Genomic DNA, 17,909 nt, shown 5'->3' on the forward strand with positions numbered 1-17,909 from the left:
TCGATTAAGGACCGTATATCTAGGGCTGTCGATCGAAAATAATTTCCTCATATAATTGCTCGATAGGCAAACTTAGATTGATACTTTGAAACTCAACCCGATCGCCCGATCGATAGCTAATAATCACCCATTCACCAGCATCATTTTTATGATAAATATCGATCGCAATTTCATCAGAACTGACTAACACATAATCAACCAGATTCGGATTGCGGCGATACTTTTCAAACTTCTTCCCTCGATCGTAAGCTTCGGTGCTATCCGATAAAACCTCGACTATTAAACAGGGATAGGTAATGTAGAGAGGATGCTCCCTATCTCGATCGTCACAAGTCACGCTTAGATCGGGATAGGTATAGTTGTGTGTATTGAGAATGTTAACCTTTAAATCTGAATTAAAAACACTGCATCGACCGCCCCGCAGATGAGAGCGAATTAACAACAAGAAATTAATTGCGATCGCACTATGATTTTTAGTGCCACCAGTCATCGCATAAACCCGACCATCGATCAGTTCGTGCTTTTCCAGTTGTTGCTCCTCCCAACTAAAATACTCTTCGGGTGTAAAAGAGCGATCGTTATCTCGTGCTGCTATCACAACCATAAACTCCCTAATCCAACAGTAATAACACTAATTCTACCTCTAAAAATTCAGCATTCACGAGTTCCCTCGCAGGCTTGATTAGATCGTCTCCTTGTCTGAGGATTTGATTATGCCTTGTTTATAAGGCCCCATCAGGTAGGCCTTGAAACGACGGGATGCCATCATAAGGTTCATGCCAAGTCGCTTTAGACTCCACATTTACATGAGCCGAAGGACGGAAGTCTATGGGGGTATCAACTGTGGAAAGAACAATCGCAAGATACAACGATTTATCTTGCGGATAATTCATTAGCCTTGTTCCGCAGTTTGAGCAAAATGCTCTAAAGCCACCCAAATCGTTTTTGTGTTCTTTGAATAAATGTTCACCTTTTGTGATTTTGAGTGTATTCCCTTTTGCAAGAGTTACTGTAACAAAAGCAGAACCATGAGCCTTCCTACAGAAAGAACAGTGGCAATTAAATGTTTTCTCCGGAATTAGTTCTACTTCGTATTCAATCTGACCGCAAAGGCAGCTACCTTTTACCATTTTCTTTTCCTAAAGGCATAAATTATAATTGTATCGCAGATGCGGTACAATAGTATTCCTAGTTGGCTGATATCGCACATTTGTGGTTTAACTCCGAACATTCTGAACAGCTTGTTGTCTGCTTTAACTCAAAGAATAAAACACCCCGATCGCCCTGTTGGCGATAAAAAGTGACATGATTTTGTAAACTTACGTAAATTACTTCGATCGATTTGAGCTTTGAGATTTGAGATTTACGATCCTTAAGTAACAAATTCTCCTGTGAGACAGCGAAACCCCTGTTCTCGGTTCATAAGTTCAGGGGTAAGAGGTTCGATTGGAATCTGGGAAAAGTCGATTCCTTCAAATTTTTGACTGGGCATTCTTTTTGGCTTAGCGACGACGAGCCGCAATCCGTTTGGCAAGGTTGAGGACAGGTTGATTGGTGATGGCTCGACCGGATTCGATCGGTTCTATTAGCTTTTTTGCTGCTTCGCCAACGACGGGCTGAGATTGGGTGTGAAGGGGATACTTCATGATGAACGATCTGGGACACCTCAATTATAGCAAGTTTTTGTCACCAGCTACAGTAGCAGCTTAAATTAGGACTTACGCATGGATGCCCAGAAACCGGGTTTTTTGCCGCATCTCCCGGTAACACCGAATAATTTTCGCAAAAAACCGGGTTTCTTTGGTCTGAGTTACCCATGAATGACCAGAAACCGGGTTTTTAACGAAAAGACGTGTTGCAGTCCACAAATTCGGTAAAAACCCGGTTTCTTCGATCGGAGTTGGTAAGTCCTGTAATGAATCGAGCCCAAATGTAAAATATTGTTATAAATTACTTGACACCAGGAACTAAATCTCTATGATCAGTGACTATAATTGGGTAAAAAATAATTTCCTAGGGAAAATTCCATGAAAAAACTAACTAGAATTTTATTCACTACAGCTTTAACTCTAAGTATCTTCTGTTTTCCCACAGCAGCTTTCGCTAAAGCAAAAATTCAGATAGCCATCCTTTTAGATTCTAGTAATAGCATGGATGGACTCATTGACCAGACTCGCAATCAACTTTGGCAAATTGTGAATTTTTTAACTAAAGTCACGAAAGATGGCGAAGTGCCAGAGTTACAAGTCGCTCTCTACCATTATGGTAATGACAGCTTACCTTCTGAGGAAGGTTTTGTCAGATTGTTAACTGGATTTACTCCTGAATTAGATGTAGTTTCCGAAAAGCTATTTAGTATCAAAACTAATGGCGGCCAAGAATATGCTGGCTGGGTAATTCGCTCCGCCATGCAACAATTAAACTGGAGTAAAGATCCTGCTGATTTTCGCGTGATTTTTATTGCGGGTAATGAACCCTTCGATCAAGGCCCAATTGTTTGGACTCAATCTGTCAATCTTGCTGTGAAAGGAGATACTCTCGTTAATACTATTTACTGTGGTTCAGCAGAAAGTCAGGAGCGACAACTTTGGGCATCTGGAGCTACTGTAGCAAAAGGCAGTCACTTTAATATCAATCAAAATCAAGCAATTGTGGTAATTAAATCCCCTTTCGACGACCAGATTTCGACTTTGAATACTAAACTAAATCAAACCTACATTCCCTATGGTAGAGAAGGCAAAGTAGGACAACAGCGTCAAGCAGTTGAAGATAGTAATGCTGGCGGAAATTTGGTTATGCGTAGTAGCTCCAAAGCTTCTGAATACTATGATAATGCTTCTTGGGATTTGCTCGATGCTCTCGAAAACGGCAGAGTTACAATTGAGTCACTCTCCAATGATGCCTTGCCAGAAGTGATGCGTAGTATGGCTTTAGCCGAAAAAAAAGCATATGTAGCTGCTAAGAAAGCCGAAAGGGAGAGCATTAAAAAGACGATTCGCGAATTGTCTCAAAAGCGAAATGAATATGTTGAACAACAACGTAAAGCTAGTGCCAATAAAGGCGAGAATACGGTCGATAGCGTCATCATTCAAAGTCTCCGCCAACAATTAGCTGCTAAAGGATTTAAACTTCAGTAGTTACTGAAATACTCGAACAGATGAATGCAGATATAATTATATCTGCATTCATCCCTGTTCATCCGCTAACATCTGCGTATCTCAACTCCCAATCTCACTACTTAGCAGCAGGTAAAGACAACTGAGGCGAAGTTTTAGGATAAGCTGCACTCTCAGGAATTGCTGCCGGTTTCTCGGAAAGCAAAAACTCCCTAATTAACCTAGCAACTGCTCTTTGAGCTAAACCGCCTACGACTTGCTGGCCCATGTTCTGCACTTCTGGTTTTACTAATAACTGCGGAATTAGCTGCAATACTTTCATGCTGTCAAAACCCGGAGTTGATTGCAAAATATCCCAAATTCGCTTGATATGTTCCAAGTTTTGTTGTTCGGTTGGTGAAACAACGGGTAGACTCGCTTTGACTCCAAACCATTCGCCGACAACTGCTTTGGCATTATCAAAAGCTTTGCTGGAAAGTGTGTCGAGACTTTTTACCAATTCAACAACAATCCGATCGCGAATGAAATCTCCTCTTTGAGAAAATAAATACTCTAACGCTTGGTTGAGGATTTTGCTGACATCGTAATCGTCGCTTTCGCGGGCATTGTTCAGTAAATTTTCTAAGCGGTTCCAGCGGAATTCGCCTTGTTTGAACAATAAATCTTGCAAAGATGCTCTCAATTCCGGTGCGGGGTCGCTCAACAGCCGTTTTGCTACGTAAGGATAGGCTTTGCTGAGCACTTTGAATTCTGGATCGACATTAATCGCAATCCCTTCTAGGGTGACGAGCGATCGAATAATCAAAGCATAGTAAGCTGGAACTCGGAAAGGATATTCGTACATCACCGCCGAAAGTTCGTCAGTAATGCTTTTGAAATTGAGTTCGGCAACGCTAGCACCCAAAGCATTGTTAAACACGCCGGCCAAAGCTGGAATAATTGGCGTTAAATCGGTGTCTGGCGTTAAAAACTCCAACTTGACGTAATCTTTTGCCAAACCTTCAAAGTCGCGGTTTACCAAATGCACCACAGCTTCCAACAAGCCGTACCGCTGATAAGGTTTTACTTCGCTCATCATCCCGAAATCGAGATAAGCCAAGTGACCGTCAGGAGTTGCCAAAAGATTGCCGGGATGCGGGTCTGCGTGAAAAAAACCGTGTTCTAGAAGCTGTCTGAGGGAACACTGCACCCCCACTTCAATTAAGTAAGGAGCGTCGATTCCTTGAGCCTTGACGGCTTCCAAATTAGTGAGTTTGACGCCGGTGATCCATTCCATTGTCAAGACGCGACGGCGGGTATATTCCCAGTAGATTTTGGGAACGTAAATATCCTTCAAATTCCCGTAAAGTTCGGCAAAGCGTTCGGCGTTTTGTCCTTCGTGGGTATAATCCATTTCTTCGTAAATGCGCTCGCCCAACTCGTCCATAATTCCTGCTAAATCGCTGCGAATTATTTTGAAGTTATTTTGTGCCCAAACTGCGACGCGCCGCAGGATATAAATATCTAAGCCGATGTTTTCGGCTAAACCCGGTCGCTGTACTTTGATGGCGACGATTTCCCCTGTTTTGAGTTTCCCTTTGTAGACTTGTCCGAGGGATGCTGCTGCGATCGGATCTGCGGTGATTTCGGCGTAAATTTCGTTGGGGGGTGCGCCCAATTCTTCTTGTATAAATTGATATGCTACTTCGTTGGGAAATGCTGGCAATTGGTCTTGCAGCGTTGTTAGTTCTTCTAAATATGCGGGGGGTACTAAGTCGGGGCGGGTGGAGAGTGCTTGTCCGATTTTGATGAAAGCTGGGCCGAGTTGGCTGAGAATGTCTCGCAGGCGGGCGGCGCGGCGCTTTTGGTTGGCTGCGGTGCGCCCTCTTTTTTTGTCCCACCACAAACTGAGGGCAAAGCTAAAAAATGTCCAAACAACACTCGACAGCCGTCCCCAGACTTGCAGGGGACGATCGCGATACTGGGCTGCGATCGCCACTGGATCGTAGCGCACGGCTTCTCCTGCCAACTCGTAAGCGATATCTTTGGCTGATTTGAGCGGTTCGGGAGTCACCGCCACTGTCTCTAGTTCTACTTGTATTGCTTGCAGGGGAACGGTTTCTACCTCTTGGAGATTGCCGAGTGCAGTGTGAGTCCCTGAATTTGAGTAAGTTAGCGGGGTGGCTGGCGATACTGTCTTGACATCCATAAACTCAGACCTAGTGTGAAGCATTGTAAACTAATTGTAACAATTTGTCGCCTTCTCACCACTGCTTTTAGATAGAGAAAACCGAAGGCATGGGGCATGGGGCATGGGGCATGGGGCATGGGGCATGGGGCATTGGGCATTGGGCGAAGCGGAGTCCAAGACTTATGCGCTATGACCAAAGAAACCGGGTTTTTTACTGGATCTAGGGTTGTAACGAAATATTTTAGAGAAAAACCCGGTTTCTGGCCACCCCCTCTCCCAATCTCCCAATCTCCCAATCTCCCAATCTCCCAATCTCCCAATCTCCCCCTCTTTACTCCCCGCCGGTTCTCTGGAGTCGATCGCGAATGCCTGAAAGTTGTGATTTTGTACTGACGGGCGATCGAGGTTGTGGCATTTCAGTATTGGGCCAGTTCGCTAAGTCGTGACAGGGACAGGACTCCGGCGGCATTCCGTTTTCGTGAAAGACTACGGGCATGGCGCAGCGGGCGCAGGGACTGATTTCCCATCCTGATGTCAGTAGTTCGGCAATTGTTTCGTTTGTGCCTTCCAGGTAGCAGTCTCCGCTGTCGGGGGAGATGATTTTTTGCCAGCAGTCTTCAAATTCGTTGCTGTAGCGATCGCCCGCAATTACCGATTTTGGTAGCAGCGCTGCGGAACCGTTGCGAATTAATACTTTTTTGCCTAACTGAAACCAGTAAGCAATATATTTTCTCACTTCATTATTGGATGCCATAACTTTTAGTCAATCCTGCAATTGATTAGCAATTTTAGACTTTAAACTTTAAACCTACACTCTATCCAAAAAGACATTTTATATTTTACATATTTTCAAAACTTGGCTATTTTCCGTGTCCAATTGTGGTGTGGGTTTCCCAATAGAGTAGTTCCTTGGAGTAATTTATGTAAGTTTTGAGTTTTCAATCTTGGTTAGAATTATACCTAATTTTTAGCTAAAATTGTCTACCGGGAAACCTGGATTTTTTCTCAGAAAGTCGATCGCACTTCCGGCTGATTAATTCTTGGCTAGTGGCAGTCGCGTACCCAAAGTGCTGAGATTTAAGGCGTAACCTCCGGTAGCGAGATAAACAGCATCGGCGATCGCCCCGATGTGGCGGACGAGAGTGCCGAGGCGATCGCGAAACAGCCGCCCCGCCGGATAAGCAGGCACAACACCCCATCCGGTTTCTTCTCCTACAAAAATTACATCGGCCGCCGTTGACTTCAAACTAGCGAGCAAATCTTGCTGCGTAGTCGCCCAAACTGCCGCTTCTTGTTCCAAAAGATTTGCTGTCCAAGTTCCCAGGGAATCAATTAATAAGCAATCCGACGGTTGGCCGGCGCGCACAACTGTCGGTAATTCGATCGGCACTTCGAGAGTTTTCCAATTAACTGGACGGCGATTTCGGTGCTGTTCGAGGCGACGAACCCACTCCAAATCCGCTTCATCAACCAAGCCGGTAGCCACATAGATTACTTGTTTTCCAGAACCCTCAGCCAGAGTTTCCGCCCATTCACTTTTGCCACTGCGGGCCGGCCCAGTTACTAAGATTATTTTAGTCATTTATGGTTGGTTATTGGTTGTTGGTTATTGGTTGTTGGTTATTGGTTGTTGGTTATTGGTTGTTGGTTATTGGTTATTGGTTATTGGTTATTGGTTATTTGATTGCCAATTATTTTAAGGCGATAATAGCATTAATGGGACAATATAGCGGTTCTCAAAAAAGTGAGGTATGCCATATCCCCGATGCCATATCCCCGATGCCATATCCCCGATGCCATATCCCCGATGCGTACCTGATCTTTCTGAGAAAGGCTATATCAGAGTCAGTCGATCGAGCTTCCAAGCATAGCCGTTTTCTTTTCAAGTGAGGTACTACTAATTCGCAATTCAGGTAGAAGAAGCAAGAATCTGAAACTATTCCCAATGCTCAATGCCCAATGCCTCCGCTTCGCTTCGCCCAATGCCCTGTTTGGCCAATGCCCAATGCCCAGTATTTCCCAAGCTGTTATTTATGCCAAAGCATCCTCAGATATCAGCGATTATTTGCACCCACAATCGCGCCGCCTATTTAGCTGGGGCGATCGACAGCTTGCTGGTACAGGATTTTCCCGACAACTTTGAAGTAGTAATAGTCGATAACGGTTCTAGCGATTATGCGACTGCCGAAAGTTCCATTTCGCGCACCCGTGAGGTGGTAGAAGCGAGACTAGGCGATCGACGGCTCAAGTACGTATGGGAACCCGAAATCGGTCTGTCAGTAGCCCGCAACACTGGCGCAAAGGCAGCTCGTAGCCAAATATTGGCTTATCTCGATGACGACGCTATTGCTGAGCCGAATTGGCTCAGGGTGCTGCACGCGGCTTATCAAAGCAATCAAAAACTAGCCATAGCCGGCGGCAAAGTTAACTTGCTGTGGCCTGCTGGAGTCTCCCCGCCAGACTGGCTGTCGCCCGGATTGGCCCAGAATTTGGGAGTTTACGATTTAGGCGATACTTGCGTGTATGTAACTGCTGCCGGTTTGACTCCCAGGGGTGTAAACTACTCAATCCGGCGCGCTTTTCTCGAACAAATTGGCGGCTTCGATGTCAAACTCGGTAGAGTCGGCAAAAAGTTGCTGTCAAATGAAGAATTGCGCGCCACAGAATTAGCATTAGAGTTAGGTTGGCAAGTAATTTATCTGCCGTCCGCGTTGGTGATGCACAATGTTGCCCCAGAACGGCTCAACAAAGCTTGGTTTCTAGAGCGCGGTTGGTGGCAAGGCATCAGCGAGTGCTATCGGGAACAATTGTGCGATCGAGCGGGTATTGCTCAGCTTGGACGGGGCGGTGAAAGAATACTGAGGGGTGTCTACAAATCTTTGAAATACATCAGAGATCCAGGGCTGCGCTTTGAAAATTTCGTTTTTGCTTGGGGTCAAATCGGTTATTTGAGTGCAGCCCTCCGCGGCCTGATTTTTCTACCGAAATCGACCAGCAGGCATTAGGCTATAAGCAATATCCCTCACTGTTCCAGTCGTCGGCTCAACTGTGCCGATCGCACTTCATCCACAATAACTCGACCGCATTCAGATTCAAGCACTCGATTATGACATCTAGTTCATCCAAGATTCCGGTTTCAGTTCTCATTCCGGCCAAAGACGAAGAACTTAATCTACCTGCGTGTCTGGCCAGCATTGCCAGGGCGGATGAAGTTTTTCTGGTAGATTCCCAAAGCAGCGATCGCACCGTAGAAATTGCCATCAGCAGTGGTGCAAAAGTAGTGCAATTCTACTTCGACAACCGCTGGCCAAAAAAGAAAAACTGGTCTTTGGACAACCTACCCTTTCGCAACGAATGGGTATTAATTGTCGATTGCGACGAGCGCATTCCGCCGGAACTTTGGGACGAAATCGCGCAGGCGATCGAAGACCCCAATTTTGACGGCTACTACCTCAACCGCAAAGTCTTCTTTTTAGGTCAATGGCTGCGTTACGGCGGTCGATATCCGGACTGGAATTTGCGTTTGTTCAAGCATCAAAAAGGCCGTTACGAAAATCTCGGCACTGAATCCGTCCCCAATACTGGCGACAATGAAGTTCACGAACACGTCATTTTAGGTGGTCAAGTCGGCTACTTAAAAAATGACATGATCCACGAGGATTACCGCGATTTATTTCACTGGATAGAACGGCACAACCGCTATTCTAATTGGGAAGCTCGCGTTTATTACAATATTATTGAAGGGCGCGACGACAGCGGCACTATTGGTGCTCACTTATTTGGAGATGCCGTACAGCGGAAGCGATTTCTCAAAAAAGTTTGGGTGCGGCTGCCTTTTAAACCACTGCTCAGATTTATTTTATTTTACTTCATTCAGTTAGGCTTTTTGGATGGAAAAGCTGGCTATATTTATGCAAGACTATTGAGTCAGTACGAGTATCAAATTAATGCAAAACTTTACGAGTTGCGTTGTTGTGGCGGTCAGTTGAATGTGGCAGAACCTGAAGCTCCTATATCGCCGCCTGTAGCGATCAATCAGGAGATGGAAGAAGAAGACCGAGCAGTTGAAACCGCGTCTATAAAAACAAAACCCGCCGACGCGGGTTGAAGATCGAGCAGTAAAAATTACTTTATTTCTTCAGTCGGATTGAAGTGTACTTCGTTTCAGTAAACCTGGTCTCAACCACCGTCTTGTTTTTATTTAATAAGTTCTTCTAGTGAGGGAAAAAGTAATTTTTCGGCGCTGATTTTTTCGCAATCGCAAGGCTGTTGAATGGCGGCAATAGCAGAGACATTACCTAACAGTAAACGGATGCTTTCAATTAATAGTGGTAGAGTTAATAAAACGATCGCCCCAGACACCAGCAAGCTAATCAAGCCGTCGGCCCAATTCCAGTGCAGCCAAGCCACGGCGATGGCTGCGACAATTACCCCAACCGAGGAACAAATGTCCGCAACTGCGTGCAGAAAGGCGCTTTTAAGGTTGAGGTCGCCGTGACAGCAAGAATGCAGACAAAAAGCATTAATTGAGTTGATGCTTAAACCGACTATGGCGGTAATTAACATCGGGAGTCCTTCTACTTCGGGAGTTGGGGACAGCAATCGGTCGATCGACTCTACTGCAATCCACAGGGCGATCGCCACTAAACTGATACTATTAACTAAGGCAGCAATGATTTCTGGGCGATCGGGAATTGGCGATTGTGCGATCGTACAATCTACGGATTTACTTTTGCGTTTGACTGAGGAGTACCAAGTCGCTGTCAAAGTTATTGCTAAAGCTGCTACATCTGAAAAAACGTGACCCGCATCTGCTAATAGGGACAAACTATGAGAATTAAGTGCGGCGATTAACTCTGCTACAAAAAAGCTGCTAAGCAGTACCAATGCTGTTTGTAAAAGTCGAATTTTGCCAATTCTGGGATTTATATTCTCGCATTGTGCGATATCCTTGGCGTTTTTCGAGTCAAAATTGTCCCTAACTAGAAATGTCATGCAGCAGTCCTTAAGGTTAAACTCGATTTTAAATTAAATAATAAATTAACTATCAGTGACCGATTATATACCAAATACGAACCAAGATCAGGAAAATTTGATCGCAAATTCCCCAAATTCTCAAATAAACGATCGTCCAATTAGCGACAATCACGCAAATACTTTGACAGGCGAATCTTTAGTTGATTTGCGCCGCTACGATCAATCAAAGTTCGATCGCGGAAGGCCTGGTTGGCTAATTTTGCTGTGGTGGTTCGTCCAGGCGATCGCCTTTCCCCTCACTCCACACCCTTGTAATAGCATCAGGAGCGGGCTGTTGCGGTTATTTGGAGCCAAAATAGGTCGAGGTGCAGTAATTCGCCCCACGGCTCGTTTTACCTATCCGTGGAAAATTGAAATCGGAGACTACAGTTGGATCGGCGACGATGTTGTATTGTACAGTTTGGAGCGAATTGCGATCGGTAAACACTGCGTCATTTCCCAAAAAAGTTACCTTTGCACCGGCACCCACGACCCTCAAGACCCAGCCTTTGGCTTAATTACAGCATCTGTGATCATTAATCATGGCGTTTGGATTGCCGCCGACTGCTTCATTGGCCCCGGTGTCGAAATCGGTGCCAACGCTTTAATTGGAGCTCGCAGCAGCGTCTTTAAAAATATGCCCGCAGGCTTTGTTTGTACGGGAACACCTTGTCATCCCCGCTATCAGCGAGAAATTAACCAAAGTTCTTGACATACTCCCCGACGTGAACGTGCGGGGATTCTAAATTCAAACAGCGATCGCAGGCAAAGCCCGTCTTACATCACCTAGTTCAATGGTTGATGCCCCAACCATACAGATATTTTTAGCGGCGTTTTCGTCCCGATCGTTAACTGAACTACAAGACGGACAACGCCAAATGCGAGTAGAAAGGTCTAATTCTTTTAGGACGTGACCACAATGATTGCAAGTTTTGGAGCTTGGATACCATTGGCTGATATAGGTGACGATCTTGCCTTTCTTTTTAGCGACCCATTCTAAGATTTGCATAAATTCTCGGAACGCAAGATCATTAATCTTGCGACCCCAAAGTTTCTGCATCCCTTTCAGGTTAAGCGTTTCAAAGCAAAGCAGATCAAACCGATCCGTCAATGTGTGAGCAAGTTTCCAGAACCAATCAGAGCGCCGATTAGTTACATCTTCATGCCGTCGTGCTAAATTTAATCTAGCTCGTTCACGATTGGCTGAACCTTTCTTTTTACTGGAAAGTTGCCGTGAAGCTGCTTTGATTTTGTTGAGTGACTGCTTCAAGAATTGGGGTGATTCAATTTTGGATCCATCCGAGCAAGTGAGAAAAGTTTTCAACCCAAAATCAAAGCCAGCAATTTTACTTGGCTCGACTTCGACTACTGCTTGGGAACTATCAACGACCACGATCAAAAACACGTCTCCTAATGGAGTTCGTTTAATTGTGAGCGTCTTGATGATTCCATCAATTTCTCGGCTGTTCCAATATTGATAAACCTGGCTCCCAATTTTGACGCGATTGCCGCCCAAAAATTTATATCCAGCTTGTTTCAACGTGAAAGATTTGTACTTGCGAACCTTCTTAAAGTTCGGTGGTCTGACTCCTTTCTTGTGGTGTTTGAAGAAAAGTTGGTATGCTTTCTCAATGCGTTGACAGATATTCTGAACGGCTTGAGATCCGACAGACTGCCAGAACTGACTTCGTTTCCGAAGTTTAGCAATATGAGCTTGAAGTTTGGCACAATTCAGATGCTTTTTAAACATCCGGTAGTACCGTTTATGCAGCGCAATGCAATGGTTGTAGATTATTCCCGAAGCGTTAATTTGTCGCTTTAGAAATCTATTCCGCTTGTGCTGATAAAATTTAAACTTCAATGTTCTCATGCTACTATTGTACAGCATAACCAACGGTATTAGTATGAAAAGACGATTAGATTTTAGGGTTGAAGATTCCGAATTTGATTTTCTTGAAGCCCATTGCAAAAAAATGGGACGAACTAAGACAGATGTTCTTAGAGAATTCCTGCGATCGTTGGCTAAGAAGAAGCCGTCCTAGAAGGACGGGGCTTTAAACCCAATTTTCAGGTAAAACACATTGCACCGGGAAACTAAGCAACTTTACCAGCTTGTTGCCGAATTGGAATTTCAATGACGAATTCTACTCCCTTTCCTACTAATACAGGTTGACAGTATAATCTTCCCCCATGCTTTTCAACGATAATTTGGTAACTGATAGATAACCCCAATCCAGTTCCTTTACCGATAGGTTTGGTGGTAAAAAAGGGGTCAAATAGCTTTTGTTCTATGGTTTCGCAAACTCCCCGACCGTTATCACTAATATAAATAGCAACCCAATTTTCATCAATTACTTTTGTACAAATCTGAATGCGGTTCGGGTGTTGTTTGATGTCTGCAAAGGAACGCTGCTGATTAGATTCATCCAAAGCATCAATGGCATTTGAAAGAACATTCATGAACACTTGATTGAGTTGTCCGGCATGGCATTCTACTGGTGGAAGCTGACTGTACTCTTTTATTAGTTCTATTTCAGGATGCTCTGGTTTTGCTTTTAAACGATGATGCAGAATCGTGAGTGTACTATCAATTCCTTCATGGATATTTACTGCTTTCACCTCTGCTTCATCCACACGAGAAAAGATTCGCATAGACTTGACAATCTCCTCAATGCGTTGCGTTCCTAAGTTGATTGATTTAAGAACTTTGATAAAATCTTCCTCCAAAAAGTCCAGTTCTACTTCATCCATTGCTGATTGAATCCGAGGAGTTGGATTTGGATAATCTTCTTGATACAGGTGTAAAACTTTTAATAAGTTTTCCGCGTATTCTTGGGCATAACCCAGATTGCCAGATATGAAATTTATAGGGTTGTTTATTTCATGAGCAATCCCAGCCGCCATTTGCCCTAAGCCGGACATTTTCTCGCTTTGGATTAACTTAAGTTGCATTTGTTGTGAATCTTCATAGGCTTGGCTGACTTCTAAAACTTTTTGCTCCAATAAGGTATTTTTTTCTTCTAATTTATCAGCTAGAACATGAAGCTTTAAATGCAGTTTGACGCGAGCTAATACTTCCTCCTGTTGGAAGGGTTTGGTAATATAATCTACAGCCCCAAGCTTAAACCCCTCAACTTTATTAGCCGTATCCGAGAGAGCCGTCATAAATATAATGGGAATCTGTTTAGTTTCTGGATTAGCCTGTAATCGACGACAGGTTTCAAATCCATCAATTTCTGGCATCATGACATCTAGCAAAATTAGATCGGGTAGAGCATATTTAACTCGCTCTAGTGCCATTTTTCCAGATTTCGCGACCCGAACTTCAAATCCTTCCTGACTTAAGGCATCAGATAAGACACCCAAGTTGGCTGAATTATCATCAACTATAAGAATCGTACCATTGGCTTGAATTGTTGAATTCATAGACCTTACTTGTAGGAGTGAATAAACGTTAAAATCTCTTCGTCTTGAAAGTCCTTTGCCATCTGATGCAATTTTTTAGCAAAGGGAATGTATTTGGGATCTATTTCTTCAAGTAATACCGCCTGTTTAACTATTTCTAGGAAATTGCCTTTCATCGCCAGCTCGTATAGGATTTCCATTTCTGTAGCAGGCGGGGAAATTAGCTCAGTGGTGTCTGAGGCGATCGCCAGTGGAGCTTCATTGGCTTCGTAAACCCATTCCAAATCAAGATACTTTTGCAATTTTTCCAGGAGTTCCGTGGCTTGAACAGGTTTGGGAATAAAGGTGTTGCCTCCTGCTTCTAAACTTCTGTATTGATCGGTTTCAAATACGCTGGCAGAAGAGACAATAATCACGATGTCTTTGAAATTTTCCGAGTCTCGAACCCGCTTAATCAGCTCGTAGCCATCTAGTTCGGGCATTAATAGGTCGGTAACGATTAAATCGGGCTGCACCTCTACAATTTTTTCCCAGCCTTCTTGCCCATCGTTGGCTTCAGACACCTCAAAGCCGATCGGACTAAGCAAATTGCTAATTACTGAACGGTTAGCCCATTTGTCATCGATCACCACAATTTTAGGTTGGCGGTCTTTGATGCCGATTATCTGCCCGCGATGGTCGATTTGAGACGTTTTCACCCATTCCTCGGCTTGATACAGATCGACATCAAACCAGAAAATACTGCCAACATTCATCTCACTTTGAACCTGAATGGTACTACCCATTAATTCTACAATCCTTTTGCTAATTGCCAATCCCAGCCCCGTGCCTTCCGTCTGCCGTCTGCGATCTCCTACCTGCTCGAAGGGCTGAAAGATAGCTTGGAGTTGATCTTGGGCAATGCCGGTACCTGTATCGCGTATTTCAAAGCGAATTTTTTCTTCTGTGGCAAAACTGACTATAAAAGTGACAGTGCCCTCATCCGTAAATTTAATAGCGTTGCTTAAAAGATTAATTAACACTTGTCGCAAGCGTTTTTCATCTGCACGAATGCCGATCGGGAGTTCGGGACTTGATGGAAAATGGAAGTCAATTCCCTTAATTTCAGCTCGGATGCGACACATCTCTGCTACACCTTGCAGGAAGGCTGGGAAATGAAAATCGGTGGGCTGGAGTTCCACTTTCTGTGCTTCAATCTTCGACAAATCGAGAATGTCATTGATTAAGGTTAATAAATGGGAACCGCACTGATAAATGACATCAATGCGCGATCGCTCTTCTTCATTCAAGACTTTGGAACGCTGAAGAATCTGCGCGTATCCCATGATGCCATTCAGGGGAGTCCGCAATTCGTGGCTCATGTTAGCAAGGAATTCACTTTTTGCCCGATTAGCTGCTTCTGCGGCTTCCTTGGCTTTTGCCATTAGGAATTCTGCTTGTTTGCGATCGTGGATATCGGTGCAAGTGCCAACCCACTCGCGAATGCTGCCATCTTCATTCAGAATGGGTACCCCTCTAACTTGAAAATAACGATAGTTTCCATCTGCTCCCCGAATCCGATATTCTATGTCATACAGGCTTTTCGTTTGCACTGCTTCCATCCACACCTGAGCCGTTCGTTCGCGATCGTCCGAGTGAATTGTATCTAACCAGCCCAAACCAACCACCTCAGCTACGGTTTGTCCAGTATAAGCTCTCCAAGTTGGTAAATCGGGCGATCGCCCTTCAGAATCGGCTGTCCAGACAATTTGGGACGTGGCAAGGATTAGCGATCGATAGCGTTCTTCGCTTTGTTTTATAGCATCTTCTGCTTGTTTGCGATCGTGGATATCGATGCAAGTGCCAACCCACTCCCGGATGCTGCCATCTTCATTCAGAATTGGCACACCTCTACATTGAAAATAACGATAGTTTCTATCCGCCCCTCGGATTCGATATTCTATGTCATACAGGCTTTTAGTTCGCAATGCTTCCATCCAGACTTGAACCGTTCGTTCGCGATCGTCCGGGTGCATTACATCTAACCAGCCAGAACCAGCCACTTCCGCTTCGGTTTGTCCAGTATAAGCTCTCCAACTCTGTAAATCAGTGCCTTGCCCCTCAGCATCCGTCGCCCAGACAATTTGAGATGTGGCAGCGATGAGCGATCGATAACGTTCTTCACTTTGTTTTAGAGCATCTTCGGCTTGTTTGCGATCGGTAATATCTCGTGTTGTGGCGATGATGCCGAGGATATTGCCATTAGTATCCCGCCAAGGAGATTTTGTAGTGAAAAAAGTCGCGGTTTTTTCACCGCCAGAGACATCTTCCTCGTAACTCTCAGTGATTCCTGCTGCCATGATTTGGCGCTCTTTTGCCATCATTTCATGGGCAGTGTCAGGCGGCAGTAATTCCAAATCATTCTTGCCGATGATTTCCTCAATTGGCTTGCCTAGGAAGTTTGCCAAAGTGGAGTTGATGGCAACATAACGCCCTTCCCGATCTTTAACAACAATTATGTCTGGCGTACTTTCCAAAATAGAGTTTAGCAGTGCGTTACGATCGCGCAGTGCAGCCTCCTGTTCGCGCAGCTCTTCTTCAGCTTTTTTGCGATCGCGAATATCCCGCACAATAGTGGAAATAAACTCGACTTCGCCCGCTTCCGTTTTGTGAACGATCAAAACCTGGGAGACTGGAATTTCTTGCCCATCGCGTGACAATAATAGAGTTTCACCAGCCCAGCTACCCTCTCGTAAAGCGGTGGAAAAGGCTTCGTCGTGAAATTTTGCCGTTACCGAGGGAGCTAACACAGAATCTAGACTAAACGGCGATCGTGCTTCCTCTGGAGACATCCCCAGCATTTCCTGTCCGGCTTGGTTGAGATAGACGTTATGCCCAGCCGCATCACAAACTCCTACTAAGTCGGAAGTTGCTTCCAAAATTGCCGTAAGTCGTGCCTGCTTTTGTTCTGCCCGCTTGCGATCGCTAATTTCAATCACAATGACACCCACACCAAAAACCCTGCCATTTTCATCCACCAAAGGATAGTAAGATGTTTCCCAGTAGCGGAGGATGCCTGGTTGTTTCGGCGTTTCACCCGCTACTTCATAGTCGAGAATTGGCTTGCCCGTATCCAGAATCCCTTGCAGCATTGGTTCCAGAGTCGGAGCCAAGTCGGGCAGCATTTCACCCAGCGACCTACCAATATGGTCTGCCACAGGAATGCCATTGATCTGGGCCAGAACTTCGTTAATTGAGACGTACCGAAGTTGGCTGTCATAAATCATCATTCCGGCGTTGGCACCTGCAAAAAAAGCCTCGAAGTGAGCCTGTCGCAATACCTCTGCTGTTGTGTTCTCTTGCTGTGGCGGTTGGGTTTTGTCTGGTGGGAATTTGCTCATGTTGGCTCGTGCATTTCAGCTTTTATTCTACAACTTGTGTCCAATTGGGCGATCGCAAGGTTTTCATTCCCTCCTATTTGGGTACTGAAGAAAACGTTCAGTAGGGCGATCGTTAGGCTTTCAATCTGCGATATTCTGTATCCCTTGCGACACTATTTCCCTTAATTCTTCGGATGTATCGCCAAGTATTTCTATTTCTCATCAATTCTATTCCTAATCAATCCTATCGGTAGAACATTAGTGACAACATCAGCTAGGGAAGCGTTTGTCAATCAGCAATTATGCTCATAATTTACTCAGATTGGGCGGGGGGAAACTAAGATTTGGGCGATCGGGCAATTCTGGCGATCGGCATATTTATGCCCACCCACCCCCAAATCGCCAATTTTCTACTCCTAAACAAGCAGTATTTTAAGTAAAATTACGGATTGACAAATGTGATTGAGTTATAGTTTTTCCCCCATGTCGGTAGAATGTCAAGTATTCTTGGAACGTTATCAATTTTAGCTATATCCGTTAAATTTTCACTTAAATAGACACAAAACAGACGCAACTAGCAGAGTAATAGCAATATCTCTCCCACCAGTTAAACTCATTGTAATACTTGGATATTTGACTTGTCCACTTAAAGAGTCATTGCATAACCCCTGCTTAAATTGATAACGGGACTTCAAAAAAAAATTAGTGGAGATTATGATAAAATCCAATAAAATTAATGTTGACTAAAGTTAGTAGAGTGATATCTGGTAGTGATAAATATGTAGTGATTAGATATTCATTGGCTCAAAACATAGTTGTAATGATGGATAAAATACCAAATAG

The 17,909-nt window shown here is 44.4% G+C and carries 14 protein-coding genes; 4 read left to right on the top strand and 10 right to left on the bottom strand.

Going from position 1 to position 17,909, the window contains the following annotated elements; all coding sequences use genetic code 11:
- Nucleotides 1-19: 19 nt before the first annotated feature.
- From QUB52_RS17175 to QUB52_RS17185, 3 genes are all read right to left on the bottom strand, one after another.
- Nucleotides 20-598, bottom strand: a complete 579-nt coding sequence (locus QUB52_RS17175; RefSeq protein WP_332974099.1) for a Uma2 family endonuclease — start codon at nt 596-598, stop codon at nt 20-22.
- A 124-nt stretch (nt 599-722) separates the two neighbouring features.
- Complete coding sequence (locus tag QUB52_RS17180; protein ID WP_332974100.1) at nt 723-1,130, bottom strand: GFA family protein; 408 nt, start codon at nt 1,128-1,130, stop codon at nt 723-725.
- 372 nt (nt 1,131-1,502) lie between these two features.
- Nucleotides 1,503-1,646: a hypothetical protein gene (locus tag QUB52_RS17185; RefSeq protein WP_332967959.1), complete on the bottom strand. Its 144-nt coding sequence runs from the start codon at nt 1,644-1,646 to the stop codon at nt 1,503-1,505.
- A gap of 381 nt (nt 1,647-2,027) precedes the next feature.
- Here QUB52_RS17185 and QUB52_RS17190 point away from each other — a divergent pair, with 381 nt between their 5' ends.
- Entirely contained in the window at nt 2,028-3,137 is a 1,110-nt protein-coding gene (locus QUB52_RS17190) for a hypothetical protein (RefSeq protein ID WP_332974101.1), read from the top strand.
- Nucleotides 3,138-3,234: 97 nt separating this feature from the next.
- Here the strand turns inward: QUB52_RS17190 and QUB52_RS17195 are convergent, their stop codons facing one another.
- From QUB52_RS17195 to cobU, 3 genes are all read right to left on the bottom strand, one after another.
- Nucleotides 3,235-5,304 carry an ABC1 kinase family protein gene (locus tag QUB52_RS17195; protein WP_332974104.1) on the bottom strand — a complete coding sequence of 690 codons (2,070 nt, stop codon included), beginning with the start codon at nt 5,302-5,304 and terminating at the stop codon, nt 3,235-3,237.
- A 313-nt stretch (nt 5,305-5,617) separates the two neighbouring features.
- Nucleotides 5,618-6,040: a hypothetical protein gene (locus QUB52_RS17200; protein ID WP_332967955.1), complete on the bottom strand. Its 423-nt coding sequence runs from the start codon at nt 6,038-6,040 to the stop codon at nt 5,618-5,620.
- A 279-nt stretch (nt 6,041-6,319) separates the two neighbouring features.
- Nucleotides 6,320-6,868: a bifunctional adenosylcobinamide kinase/adenosylcobinamide-phosphate guanylyltransferase gene (gene cobU / locus QUB52_RS17205; RefSeq protein WP_265239598.1), complete on the bottom strand. Its 549-nt coding sequence runs from the start codon at nt 6,866-6,868 to the stop codon at nt 6,320-6,322.
- Between the two features lie 451 nt (nt 6,869-7,319).
- On the opposite strand from cobU, the gene QUB52_RS17210 reads away from it, so the two are divergent.
- Both QUB52_RS17210 and QUB52_RS17215 read left to right on the top strand, forming a co-directional pair.
- A complete protein-coding gene (locus QUB52_RS17210) occupies nt 7,320-8,291 on the top strand; it encodes a glycosyltransferase family 2 protein (RefSeq protein ID WP_332967987.1) in 972 nt (323 codons plus the stop codon).
- A 101-nt stretch (nt 8,292-8,392) separates the two neighbouring features.
- Entirely contained in the window at nt 8,393-9,394 is a 1,002-nt protein-coding gene (locus QUB52_RS17215; protein WP_265239600.1) for a glycosyltransferase family 2 protein, read from the top strand.
- An 89-nt stretch (nt 9,395-9,483) separates the two neighbouring features.
- On the opposite strand, the gene QUB52_RS17220 is transcribed toward QUB52_RS17215, so the two are convergent.
- Nucleotides 9,484-10,281, bottom strand: a complete 798-nt coding sequence (locus QUB52_RS17220; RefSeq protein WP_265239601.1) for a cation diffusion facilitator family transporter — start codon at nt 10,279-10,281, stop codon at nt 9,484-9,486.
- A gap of 163 nt (nt 10,282-10,444) precedes the next feature.
- On the opposite strand from QUB52_RS17220, the gene hpsU reads away from it, so the two are divergent.
- A complete protein-coding gene (gene hpsU, locus QUB52_RS17225) occupies nt 10,445-11,014 on the top strand; it encodes a hormogonium polysaccharide biosynthesis acetyltransferase HpsU (RefSeq protein WP_332974106.1) in 570 nt (189 codons plus the stop codon).
- Nucleotides 11,015-11,050: 36 nt separating this feature from the next.
- Here the strand turns inward: hpsU and QUB52_RS17230 are convergent, their stop codons facing one another.
- The 3 genes from QUB52_RS17230 to QUB52_RS17240 form a co-directional block, all read right to left on the bottom strand.
- A complete protein-coding gene (locus QUB52_RS17230) occupies nt 11,051-12,190 on the bottom strand; it encodes an RNA-guided endonuclease InsQ/TnpB family protein (RefSeq protein WP_332974107.1) in 1,140 nt (379 codons plus the stop codon).
- Between the two features lie 206 nt (nt 12,191-12,396).
- Complete coding sequence (locus tag QUB52_RS17235) at nt 12,397-13,728, bottom strand: hybrid sensor histidine kinase/response regulator (RefSeq protein ID WP_332974102.1); 1,332 nt, start codon at nt 13,726-13,728, stop codon at nt 12,397-12,399.
- 5 nt (nt 13,729-13,733) lie between these two features.
- The gene (locus QUB52_RS17240; protein ID WP_265239603.1) at nt 13,734-17,087 is read right to left on the bottom strand and encodes a PAS domain S-box protein; all 3,354 of its coding nucleotides are present in this window, start codon (nt 17,085-17,087) and stop codon (nt 13,734-13,736) included.
- Between the last annotated feature and the right edge of the window lie 822 nt (nt 17,088-17,909).

Origin of the sequence: Microcoleus sp. A6-C6 (genome assembly GCF_036705955.1) — a bacterium.
Classification (GTDB): Bacteria; Cyanobacteriota; Cyanobacteriia; order Cyanobacteriales; family Microcoleaceae; genus Microcoleus.

Excerpts from the sequence above, each read along its gene's own strand:
- QUB52_RS17180 (WP_332974100.1), bottom strand. The coding sequence starts at position 1,130 with ATGGTAAAAGGTAGCTGCCTTTGCGGTCAGATTGAATACGAAGTAGAA.
- QUB52_RS17185 (WP_332967959.1), bottom strand. The coding sequence starts at position 1,646 with ATGAAGTATCCCCTTCACACCCAATCTCAGCCCGTCGTTGGCGAAGCA.
- QUB52_RS17190 (WP_332974101.1), top strand. The coding sequence starts at position 2,028 with ATGAAAAAACTAACTAGAATTTTATTCACTACAGCTTTAACTCTAAGT.
- QUB52_RS17195 (WP_332974104.1), bottom strand. The coding sequence starts at position 5,304 with ATGGATGTCAAGACAGTATCGCCAGCCACCCCGCTAACTTACTCAAAT.
- QUB52_RS17200 (WP_332967955.1), bottom strand. The coding sequence starts at position 6,040 with ATGGCATCCAATAATGAAGTGAGAAAATATATTGCTTACTGGTTTCAG.
- cobU (WP_265239598.1), bottom strand. The coding sequence starts at position 6,868 with ATGACTAAAATAATCTTAGTAACTGGGCCGGCCCGCAGTGGCAAAAGT.
- QUB52_RS17210 (WP_332967987.1), top strand. The coding sequence starts at position 7,320 with ATGCCAAAGCATCCTCAGATATCAGCGATTATTTGCACCCACAATCGC.
- QUB52_RS17215 (WP_265239600.1), top strand. The coding sequence starts at position 8,393 with ATGACATCTAGTTCATCCAAGATTCCGGTTTCAGTTCTCATTCCGGCC.
- QUB52_RS17220 (WP_265239601.1), bottom strand. The coding sequence starts at position 10,281 with ATGACATTTCTAGTTAGGGACAATTTTGACTCGAAAAACGCCAAGGAT.
- QUB52_RS17230 (WP_332974107.1), bottom strand. The coding sequence starts at position 12,190 with ATGCTGTACAATAGTAGCATGAGAACATTGAAGTTTAAATTTTATCAG.
- QUB52_RS17235 (WP_332974102.1), bottom strand. The coding sequence starts at position 13,728 with ATGAATTCAACAATTCAAGCCAATGGTACGATTCTTATAGTTGATGAT.
- QUB52_RS17240 (WP_265239603.1), bottom strand. The coding sequence starts at position 17,087 with ATGAGCAAATTCCCACCAGACAAAACCCAACCGCCACAGCAAGAGAAC.